This is a genomic window from Ketobacter sp. MCCC 1A13808, from assembly GCF_009746715.1.
Lineage (GTDB): Bacteria > Pseudomonadota > Gammaproteobacteria > Pseudomonadales > Ketobacteraceae > Ketobacter.
Window position 1 is genome coordinate 1 of sequence record NZ_VRKW01000029.1, and the last position, 7,785, is coordinate 7,785.

The window sequence follows — 7,785 nt, forward strand, 5'->3', positions numbered from 1 at the left end:
GAGCTCACCTACGAATTCCTGTTGTTCCAGTGCGGTCGTTGGAATTTGTTCCGATGCCGCCAAAATGCCCACAGCAATGGGTAAATCAAAACGGCCACCATCTTTAGGTAAATCAGCCGGGGCTAAATTAATCGTAATTCTGCGCTGTGGAAATTCGTAATCGGAATTTAAAATGGCACTGCGTACGCGCTCTTTGCTTTCGCGTATGGCCGCATCGGGTAAGCCGACAATATTAAAAGCAGGTAACCCGTTAGAAAGATGCACCTCAACGGTGACAGCAGGCGCATTCATGCCCACGCGGGCGCGAGTGTGAACAATGGCTAACGACAAAAGAGGCCTCGGTACATTTGGTGTTTAGCTGTACCTATATAGACAGCCACCAGGTAAACACAGGCCCATTTTTATGGTGTGCCTAACGCAGTTTCTCTCAAATTCATACAATTTTTACCCGGCGGCTTTCGCTAAGGTTTTGTTCAAGCCGGTGAACGGCTTTAAAACAAGAACAAATCATAATTAAAATAGGCGAATTCCATCATGCAATGTCATTCTGCTTGGCTGTGTTCCTTCCTGCTCATCTGTTTGTTTCAGCTAACCGGCTGCGGCGGCAGTTCACAAGAAATCGATGGCTTTTATCAAGCCCATACCAAAGACGGTGTGGCGCTGGGAATGCGACGTTATCGGCCATCTTCTGATCATCAATACCGCGCTGGCCGACCTGTGTTGTTGTTGCCGGGTATCGTGAACAATATCAATCAATTTGATGTGCGCTCGCCCTTGGGCAAACCCTATGGTTATCAATTGCCTGCCGATGCCCCTGCCTGGGCGCAAAACGACAGCACCATCGCCCAAGACAACATCAAGTTTTTTAGTATGGCCCATTATTTGTACTTGCGTGGTTATGATGTCTGGATGGCAAATTTTCGTGGAGTGGGAAGAGACGCCTACGCCAGTGAATCCGGCCACAATAACACCAACTTAGACGTATGGTGTTTGTTGGATTTTCCGGTTGCGGTGGAAAAGGTGGTTCAGGTTACGGGCAAAAAGCCGGTTATTGGTGGTTTTAGTACCGGTGCGCTGTGCGCTTATCAGTATTTGCAGGGTGCCACGTTAAATGCCGATATTGTGCAGCAAGGTAAATACATTCCCCACGTAACAGCAAGTGATGCGCTGGCATGGGAACGCAATCAAAAAGTGGCGGGCTTTATTGGGTTAGATCCCGCAGGCTCACCCAAGTTGGCTTATCACGGCATTATTAACAGCCCGTTAGGCTGGGGGTTGTTAACTCAGAACGCGAAAGTGGATTTAGATAAAGTGCTGCCCGTTGCGTTGTCGTTACTGCCGCCGGTGGTGTTGGCGGGTGCCACGGATTTGTTGTTTAAAACCATCAGCAATCTGGCCAGCGCGTTCCCGGCGTTTTTACCTTCTTGGGCCGATTTGTTTGGCGCGTTGAATATCTGGTCAACGGGAAACACCAATGGCTACGTGGAAGATTTTATGGTGCGTCATGGGCTATCGAGCTTTTATATTAAAGGCCTGGGCCAGTATGCCGAATGGGGTATTAATGGCGAAGTGCGTGAGCACTGGCAAAATGGAGTGGACTGTTCCGATAATTTTGCCTGTCGGTTTCTCTTGAACCGTTTATGTGTTGAGGCAAAGCGACCGTTGGTTTCCGGTGCTGCAATCCGCATGGAAGGGCAAGTGGCCGTGTTTGATAGTCGTCTGTCCGATAGCCCTTGCTATCGGTGTCTTTACGATGAGTCAGGCCAGGAAGATTTGAGGTGTGCTGACAATGGTGTACTGGCGCCGGTCGTGGGAATCATAGGCAGTATTCAGGCAACCGAGGCACTGAAGGTATTGGCAGGGATGGGGGGTGTGCTGGCAGGAAGGCTCTTGGTGATGGATGCTCACTACATGGATTGGCGGGTTATGAAGCTTCGCAAAGATCCAGAGTGTCCGGTATGTAGCCATGACTAAATAGAGGCGAGATTTAGGGCCCGTTAAGTAATTCAGCTTCAATTCTTGAGAAGCAACATAACGGGGCTGCGGCATTGTTCTAATTGCCTTTAGGAGTAATTTAAAGCTGAGAAAATCTCGCGACCGGAATAATGTCAATCAGGCCAAGATTACGCAGTCGCTCTGATCGGAACAGGACTTCATCCACGGTCACTTCAAGATGTCTGGCAAACAAATGATAAGGGCGACTGGAAAGCGGTAGCCCGTTTCTTAATAACTTTAACAGTTGTATGTCCCAATGGGATAACACCACATCTGTGTGGGGTGGGTTGAGCGTATAGACGTTTCCGGCTCTGTAGCTCCTGTTGCGACGTTTATCTCCTACTGCATATATTCTTGGCTGCTTGATCAGGTGCTGAATACGTAATATAAGCGCCATTTCACCCATGCCCAAGGATTTAGCAATGTGTAAGAATGGCCGCTGACAGACAGGCATACCCTGTTTTAATAATTGTTTTATTTGTTCGTCCAGATCTGCTGCAAACGCTGATTGAATGATCGGTTGCTTCATATCATGGGCCTCCCGAATTTTTGGAACACTAGTGAATACCAGAAACGCTAGCCGACGTTAAATGCCGAATAGTTATAAATTAATTCTGACTAGTTATAAATGCCGGTATAAAAAGGCTGTGCGCCTCTGGAGAATAAAAATAAAGATGAGGCAAATTTGGTTTCGGGGATCGAAAGCCGGAATCTTTTCGTTATTAGAAACTAACATGACTATAAAACAGTCAGAGTTATAGATCAAACGGTTTGGGCGAAAAGTGTTCGTGCAAAGTGGGGAAGTTTTTTGCGCGCCCTTAATATGGTATGGATAGGGTTGTTGTCATGATGCGGCGTGAGAACCTTAAGCTGGTAGTTATGGGTAGGGCGTCTCCTGGCTTGTTTTAGACTGTTGTTAAGACAGATTGAGGCGTTTGTCTCACGCTAATGCATGGGTAAATTAATTGCCAATTATCAATAGGTTAAATGCCCCTTTTGATCCTCTGTTGGTGGTCCGCTAGTAGTGATTGATAACTTTTTTCGCTGAAAATAGGTGTCTTTTAGTAACATCTTATTGCATTTTTTCAAGATGAGACATATTCTTGGCTTTGTCTCATTTGCAGCTCAGAATAATTTACGAATGCATATACAGGTAGTTAACTAATGACTTCAGCTCAAACTCATTCCATCAATGCGGATGCCATTGCAGAGATTAAATCCGTAAAAGCTAGCAATCTTGATGCGGAAGCAGCAAAGGCAAAGCTCGGTCCTGATTCACTGATGTGGCGGGATTTTGGTACGTATCTATATCAATTCATTTTGCCTCAGGCTTTTATCATGCAAACGGCTCATCCGATGGTGGACAGGGCGGTAGCAGTGGATCAGAAGTACAAGAAAAATCCTTGGGGTCGAGCTAAGGATTCCCTGAAGCTGCTTTGGCCCATTATTTATTCAAAACCTCAGGATGCAATCGATATGGGCGTGCGCTTGCGTGAGCTGCATCGCTCAATCAAGGGTGTCGATAAAGATGGGAAGAAATATCACGCAATGGATCCTGAAGCCTATGCATGGGTGCATATGACAGGATATGACGCTTTGCTTCGTCTCTACCGTTTCTTTAGCAATCACAAGATGACTCCTAAAGAACGCGCAATGCTGTTCGAAGAGTGGAAGGCAATGGGCACCATGCTGGGCATTATCGATAAAAGCCTGCCTCAGACAGAAGAAGAGTATTGGGAGCGCTATAACTATCTGGTTGATGAGCGTTTGGAAAAAGGTCCGGTGTTGGATGAGTTGTTAGACCCAATGTTTATTTATCATCACTATCCTCGGCCGCCAAAGTCCAAGATGCCTATGCCAGTATGGAAAGCGATTGCGTTATTTTGGGGATACACGCAAAACAAGGTGATCCTTGGTACTTTGCCTACGCGATTCCGCAAAAAGATCAATCTGAAATATACCAAAACAGATCGCATAATGTTTAACACGTTTGCATTCCTGGTGCGTACTTTTTATCCGATGTTGTCGTATGAGAAGCAGTATCTGGGCTCGGTTCGTCGTGTTATGGACGATGCGAAAGCCAATCCAGACGCCTACCAGCTGTAGCCAAATCCAGTATTATGGGCAGATGATTCCGGTCTGATGTCCGATTGGTTCTGTAAAAAAGGAAGCCCAGGCTTCCTTTTTTCTGTTTACGAGGCAAATTGTTGACCTGATAATTTGTCTGCCGGGGGGCTGAAGGCATGTTTTAGTATCATGGCTTTGATTTGTTCAGATTTTACCGGCTTCTTCAGGAAGTCATCCATGCCTACGGTTTTGCAGTGGTTAATATCATTGGCTGAAGCATTTGCTGTAACCGCGATAATTGGTGTGTCTCGGTTATGTGTGGATGTTTCTCGGATCCGGAGAGAGGATTCGAAACCATCCATGATCGGCATTTGGCAATCCATAAAAATGATATCAAAACGCTCTTGGTCGCATAAGCGAAATCCTTCAGCGCCATTATCCGCTAGCTGTGAAGTGATGTTGAGTTTTTTCAGTATTCCTGCCAGGACTTTTTGATTGACGGGATTGTCTTCAACAATAAGCGCTTTTAGCTTTGTGTAGTCTTCTTCTGTCGGTAGTTGAGATGCTTCTGGTGCTGGACCAGAGCAGTTATTGCCGGGTTGGCGAGATAACCGATAAGTAAGAGTGTAATCGATTACATTTTGTTCTGAGGTGACGGGTGTCATTTGCCTCTCCCTGATCTATAAGAAGATTCCATGGCGTAACACTAGCCTGCGGCTTCACTATTTGTCTGTTTTTATTTGTAAATGAAACTTGTATAGCAATGTAACAGTTATCCTTGCTAGGAATGGGTGCAATTTTAATCCAAGACCATTCGCCACTGATAGCATTGTTAAATGCAAGCATAATGTTGACAACTCCACCGCAAATGAAACAAAGTCAGCTTGCTGTCTCACAGTTTTGCTGATAGCTCGATAATTAATGGCGATAAAAAATAAAAAACAAAGAAATAAAAAACAATAAAAAATGCGTGAATGCAGTGATGCACATGCTGAGAGGAGTTTACTATGATAAGGAAAATTACCCGGCCAGTGCACTGGTCTGGTGTGGGAATATTCACGCTCGTTATTGGCTTTACGCTGACTGTATCCAATCACACCAGCGCCGCCCTGATAGAAAACATGACTATCGCCAATCCAAAGGCAACGGCGTTGGGCAACGCAGTGACTGCTGATCCTCCCGGTATTGATTCCATTCATTACAACCCTGCTGGTTTGGCCCGGGTCAAGGGCCGTGAAGGGCTCTTCAAACTGGCCCTCGTTTCGTTTACCTTTGGTGCCGAGTTTGGCGATTATGATCCCGTTGCACAGACTGAAATCGACAAGTGGGGATTGGACGAAACTGACTCGGTAGTAAACAGTGCTAGCGAAACCAGCACACCCATAATCAAAGTTCCCTTCGTGGATGGCCGCACAGAGTGGCCGCTACCGGTAGTCATCGTGCCAACGGGGGGAGCAGCTTATCGCCCATCAGGAAAAAATTATACGGTTGGTACCGCCGCGTTTGTCCCGTTCGCGGCAGGCTATGTTCGGGAGGAGGAGGACGATCCGGCAAGGTTCATGGGCACAGAGTTGGCCATGACTCGTCTTACCTATTTTTCCCCTACCATTGGCTTCCAGTTTAACGACGAGTGGTCGTTCGGCGTGGGGATTCATTTCTCTTACAATGGTCTTTCAGCCCAAACCGATCTTAGACTTGCGCTTTTGCCTTTGGGTGTGATCAACACGGCATTGGAGCAGATTGGTGAAGGCTCAGACTGCCTGGGAGGCGCCTTTGAACTCTGTGGCCACTCGCTTAGTCCGTTTGAAGAAGCAATCGAATTGGACGTCGATGTTGAAACCGCTTTGTCCGTTTCTGCGGTGTTCGGTGCACTTTGGCAACCAACGTCCTGGTTTACTTGGGGCTTTGTGTACCAAACCGAGGCCGATAATAAAATGAAAGGCAGCTATCGGCTAACCTATTCCGATGATTGGCAGGCGCTGTGGGGTTCTTTCCACAATGAATTGGCACCGATCCCTGCCTATCTGGGGTTTCCCAAGGGCGTCGCAGAACAAACCGGTGAGGCCACTGTCGACCTGAAACATCCGGCCCATTTTTCCACCGGAGTCAGTGTTCAGGTAACACCCAGGTGGAAAATCAATCTAGACGCCAAGTGGACAGATTGGGATGTCTGGGAAGGTTTTCGGGTGGAATTTGATGCCCCGTTTGAGCTCGGATCCCTTGCCGGAAAAATAGTGCCGCACTACGCAAGTACAACGTCCCTGGTCATTCCCCGAAATTATGAGTCAGTGTGGAATGTTGCGATGGGAGTGGAGTACCAATACAACGATCGCTTGGTACTGCGTGCAGGCTGGGAACCGCGTAAGTCCTCCGTCCCGGATGACAAACTGGATGTGCTGTTACCCATGGGAGAAGCAGATTTATATGGGGTCGGCTTGGGCTACGAATTTCTCAAAAATATGCACGTCGAACTGGCGTTAGCTTACTTTATTTCGAAAAATGATATTCCTGCCGGTTCAAGCACCAATGCTAACGATTTGAATCCTGCTACCAGTGCTTGGTACAACCCATACACGGGCATAGATATCAAGACAGAAACGAGCGCCATTATGTTCGAATCCAGTTTTACCTGGCAATTCTGACGCTGCCGTTCTTTCACTATCAAAATTAAAAAAGGGGTGTAGCAAAAACTACACCCCTTTTTTAATAGCTTATCTTACTTGTCCAAGTGAACATCCACTTGCGGGAATGGAATGCCGATTCCGGCTTCATCAAATGCGTATTTTACTTTCTCATTTGTATCCCAAAGCACTGTCCAATAGTCCGCTGATTTAACCCAAGGGCGCACGATGAAATTGACAGATGAGTCGGCCAGTTCTGAAACGGCAACCACTGTCTCGGGGTCTTTCAGTACACGCTCATCCTCAGAAACGACTTTTTCTAAAATCTTTTTTGCTTCACGAATATCGGCATCGTAGGAAATGCCAAATACCATGTCGACTCTGCGGGTATCACGCGCGGAAAAGTTAGTGATGGTGCCACCATAAACTTGACCGTTAGGAATGATGACTTCTTTGTTGTCGGGGGTTTTCATTATGGTGGTAAATATACCAATATGTTCTACCACGCCAGATATCCCGCTGGCCTCGACAAAGTCGCCATTTTTGAATGGGCGAAACACGATTAACATAACGCCAGAAGCGAAGTTTTGCAGGGAATCTTTCAGGGCCAAGCCAATGGCGATACCGGCGGCACCTAACAATGCCACAAGTGAAGTGGTTTCAATGCCCAGTTGTTCTAATGCGGCGATGATGACAAACAGCATCAATGCCCAACGTAAAATGGAGGTCACAAAGTTAACTAATAGGCTGTCCATGCCGCCTTTTTCTAAGGCGTGCCGAGTGATCTTGGCAATGATGGCGGTGACGAACTTACCAACGATGAATACGACGATGGCTAGGCCAATGGGGTATAGGAAGTATAAAGCACCGATTTGCCCCTCATCCGAAGTATCTTACCCGAAACCCCCTCACTCGTTTACCGCTCAAGCTCCAATTTTCACTGTCGGACCAACCCAAATCGCTTAAATAAGGTTCAACTTGGCGACAAAATCTTTGATTGATGATTCACAGGATGTAAGTTGCTCCACCGGCCCCCTGTGAAAGTGAGCAGTGTATGGTGAAGATCAGTCAAAGAGACGACTCTGCGATGGGTCGAACAGGC

General features: G+C 46.9%; 7 protein-coding genes and 1 pseudogene. 3 read left to right on the forward strand and 5 right to left on the reverse strand.

Annotated features, from left to right (window positions below; all coding sequences use genetic code 11):
• Positions 1–330, reverse strand: a 330-nt coding sequence (locus tag FT643_RS22435) for a magnesium chelatase domain-containing protein (protein ID WP_305047363.1), incomplete at its 3' end; no start/stop codon positions are given.
• 204 nt (positions 331–534) lie between these two features.
• Between FT643_RS22435 and FT643_RS23615 the strand changes: the two genes are divergently transcribed.
• A complete protein-coding gene (locus FT643_RS23615; protein ID WP_232340405.1) occupies positions 535–1,974 on the forward strand; it encodes a ThiF family adenylyltransferase in 1,440 nt (479 codons plus the stop codon).
• Positions 1,975–2,074: 100 nt separating this feature from the next.
• On the opposite strand, the gene FT643_RS22445 is transcribed toward FT643_RS23615, so the two are convergent.
• Complete coding sequence (locus FT643_RS22445) at positions 2,075–2,524, reverse strand: hypothetical protein (protein ID WP_156873641.1); 450 nt, start codon at positions 2,522–2,524, stop codon at positions 2,075–2,077.
• A 635-nt stretch (positions 2,525–3,159) separates the two neighbouring features.
• Between FT643_RS22445 and FT643_RS22450 the strand changes: the two genes are divergently transcribed.
• Positions 3,160–4,101 (forward strand): oxygenase MpaB family protein, encoded by a 942-nt coding sequence (locus tag FT643_RS22450; RefSeq protein ID WP_156873642.1) that lies wholly within the window; start codon positions 3,160–3,162, stop codon positions 4,099–4,101.
• 86 nt (positions 4,102–4,187) lie between these two features.
• On the opposite strand, the gene FT643_RS22455 is transcribed toward FT643_RS22450, so the two are convergent.
• Positions 4,188–4,727, reverse strand: a complete 540-nt coding sequence (locus tag FT643_RS22455; protein ID WP_156873643.1) for a response regulator — start codon at positions 4,725–4,727, stop codon at positions 4,188–4,190.
• A gap of 342 nt (positions 4,728–5,069) precedes the next feature.
• Between FT643_RS22455 and FT643_RS22460 the strand changes: the two genes are divergently transcribed.
• Positions 5,070–6,704 (forward strand): OmpP1/FadL family transporter, encoded by a 1,635-nt coding sequence (locus tag FT643_RS22460; protein ID WP_156873644.1) that lies wholly within the window; start codon positions 5,070–5,072, stop codon positions 6,702–6,704.
• Positions 6,705–6,778: 74 nt separating this feature from the next.
• Here the strand turns inward: FT643_RS22460 and FT643_RS22465 are convergent, their stop codons facing one another.
• Together FT643_RS22465 and FT643_RS24135 are read right to left on the reverse strand one after the other, a co-directional pair.
• Complete coding sequence (locus FT643_RS22465) at positions 6,779–7,438, reverse strand: mechanosensitive ion channel family protein (protein ID WP_156873645.1); 660 nt, start codon at positions 7,436–7,438, stop codon at positions 6,779–6,781.
• A gap of 3 nt (positions 7,439–7,441) precedes the next feature.
• Positions 7,442–7,555: pseudogene (locus tag FT643_RS24135) on the reverse strand (hypothetical protein); the annotation flags it as partial.
• Between the last annotated feature and the right edge of the window lie 230 nt (positions 7,556–7,785).